Here is a 2,676-nt window from a genome sequence, read left to right on the forward strand (position 1 = left end):
AAGGGAAAAGAAATCATTGGTCCCATCCATTGTTCTTGAAAGACTTTGCCAAGGGAATTGGACCATTGACATACGCGTTGAGCGTTTTCTATACTCACCTTTTCTTCAAAACGAATTGTCATCTTTTCCTCACCATCTTATCTATATTTCTCCATTATACTACTTCTCCTATTTTTTACGAATAGATAAGTATGATTGATTTTTATTTTTTTCTTGTCGGGAGCATTCTCGCTTCCTTTCTTGGTTTGGTCATTGACCGTTTTCCTGAGCAATCCATTATCCAACCTGCTAGTCACTGCGATTCCTGTCAGACTCGCTTGCATCCCTTAGATTTGATTCCGATTCTCTCACAGGTTTTTAATCACTTTTGCTGTCGCTACTGCAAGGCTACTTATCCTATCTGGTATGCACTCTTTGAATTAGTCTTAGGGCTCATTTTTCTGCTTTACTATTGGGGATTACTTTCCTTGGGACAAGTCATTCTAATCACTGCTGGTTTGACCTTGGGCATCTACGACTTTCGCCATCAGGAATATCCCTTACTGGTCTGGATGACTTTCCACCTAATCCTCATGGCTTCCTCTGGCTGGAATCTAGTCATGGTCTTCTTCCTTGCTCTTGGAATTGTGGCTCATTTTATCGATATCCGCATGGGTGCAGGGGATTTTCTCTTTTTAGCTTCTTGTGCTATCGTCTTTAGCGCAACAGAATTACTCATCTTGATTCAGTTTGCTTCTGCTACAGGGATTCTAGCCTTTCTCCTACAAAAGAAAAAGGAAAGACTTCCTTTCGTGCCTTTCCTCTTACTTGCTGCTTGTGTGATTATTTTTGGTAAGCTACTGCTTGTTTGATAAAGTCCTGAATCGGCTCTCCTTGATGGAGAGCTTTTACGATTTTTGAACCGACGATAACGCCATCTGATACCGCATTGAAACGTTCTACATCGTCTTGACTAGATACGCCAAATCCTGTCAAGACTGGAATGTCAGCCACTTGATGAAGTTGTGCCAAGTGCTTGTCCAAGTCTGCACGGTAATTGCCTGACTTCCCTGTCACCCCATTGATGGCAACGGCATAGACGAAGCCTTCTGCTCCCTTGATCAACTCTTTTTGGCGGTCAAGGCCTGTTGTCAAACTAACTAGAGGAATCAAAGCAATGTCTGTATCTGCCAAAAATGGCTCCACAAAGTTGACATGCTCATGAGGCAGGTCTGGAATAATCAAACCCTTAACCGCTGTATCTGCCAAATCTTTGACAAAGTTCTCAACACCGTACTGAAAGAGGGGGTTGAAGTAGGTCATGATGACCAGCGGGATCTCTGTTTCAATGGTTTTCAAGGTTTCGACCAAAGCCTGGGTAGAGGTCCCGTGGGCTAAACTGCGCAAGCCAGCTTCTTCGATAACAGGCCCATCTGCAACTGGGTCTGAAAAGGGAATACCCACTTCAATAGCCGAAACACCCAAATCTTCTAAAAAGTGGATTGTTTCTCCTAGTCCATCCAAACCTTTTTCGTGGTCTCCAGCCATGATATAGGGAACGAAAATTCCTTTTCCAGTTGCTTTTATAGCATTCAATTTTTCTGTTAGTGTCTTAGGCATGAGCTTCTCCCTTCTTTGCTGCATCTGCTTCCAAGCGGTCCTTGACTTGAACCACATCCTTGTCCCCACGACCCGATAGGCAGACAATCATGGACTTGTCTGGTCCAAGTTCTTTGGCCAATTTCACCGCAAAGGTAATAGCGTGGCTAGATTCCAAGGCTGGGATAATCCCTTCCACACGAGACAAGAGTTGGAATCCTTCCAAGGCTTCTTCGTCTGTCACAGGGACATAGCTGGCACGTTTAATATCGTGGTAGTGAGAATGTTCTGGACCGATACCAGGATAGTCCAAACCTGCTGAGATAGAGAAGGCTTCAAGAATTTGACCATGGGCATCTTGGAGCACATCCATGAGGGAACCGTGAAGGACACCCGGACGACCCTTGGTCAAGGTAGCTGCGTGGTGCTCTGTATCCACACCAAGTCCTGCTGCTTCAGCTCCATACATAGCTACTGACTCATCTTCTACAAAGGGATGGAAGAGACCGATGGCATTCGACCCACCACCAACACAAGCTACTAGGGCATCTGGCAGATCTTGACCTGTCATATCGCGATACTGTTGTTTAGCTTCTCGACCAATGACACTTTGGAAGTCACGAACGATTTCTGGGAATGGATGAGGCCCCAAGGCAGAACCAAGGATATAGTGGGTGTCGTCGATATTTGCCACCCATGAACGAAGAGCTGCATTGACCGCATCCTTGAGCACGCGCGAACCGTCTGTCACTGCCTCGACCTTAGCTCCCAAAAGCTCCATACGGAACACATTGAGTGCTTGGCGTTTAACATCTTCCTCACCCATGTAGATAGTACATTCCATGTTAAAGAGGGATGCAGCAGTTGCAGTTGCCACACCGTGCTGACCAGCACCTGTTTCAGCAATAATTTTCTTTTTGCCCATGCGTTTAGCCAGAAGAACTTGTCCCAAGGCATTGTTAATCTTGTGGGCCCCTGTATGGTTAAGGTCTTCACGTTTGAGATAAATCTTGGCTCCGCCGATATGCTGGGTCAAGTTTTTTGCGTAGTAAAGAGGAGTTTCACGTCCCACATACTGGCGCAAAAGTTGGTTTAATT

At 45.5% G+C, this 2,676-nt stretch carries 3 protein-coding genes and 1 pseudogene; 1 reads left to right on the plus strand and 3 read right to left on the minus strand.

Features of this window, described 5'->3' with window-relative positions; all coding sequences use genetic code 11:
* Positions 1 to 122 (minus strand): annotated as a pseudogene (locus SMIDD26_RS13180) (GNAT family N-acetyltransferase); the annotation flags it as partial.
* A gap of 69 nt (positions 123 to 191) precedes the next feature.
* Between SMIDD26_RS13180 and SMIDD26_RS07875 the strand changes: the two are divergent.
* A complete protein-coding gene (locus tag SMIDD26_RS07875; RefSeq protein ID WP_061439758.1) occupies positions 192 to 851 on the plus strand; it encodes a prepilin peptidase in 660 nt (219 codons plus the stop codon).
* On the opposite strand, the gene trpA is transcribed toward SMIDD26_RS07875, so the two are convergent.
* On the minus strand, positions 823 to 1,599 hold the full coding sequence (gene trpA, locus SMIDD26_RS07880) for a tryptophan synthase subunit alpha (protein ID WP_061439759.1): 777 nt from the start codon (positions 1,597 to 1,599) through the stop codon (positions 823 to 825). The two genes, SMIDD26_RS07875 and trpA, sit on opposite strands and share 29 nt — an antisense overlap.
* The coding region (trpB, locus tag SMIDD26_RS07885; protein ID WP_061439760.1) for a tryptophan synthase subunit beta at positions 1,592 to 2,676 on the minus strand (1,085 nt) is incomplete at its 5' end. The genes trpB and trpA, both read right to left, overlap by 8 nt.

This window comes from Streptococcus mitis (assembly GCF_001579035.1).
Taxonomy (GTDB): Bacteria; Bacillota; Bacilli; order Lactobacillales; family Streptococcaceae; genus Streptococcus; species Streptococcus mitis_J.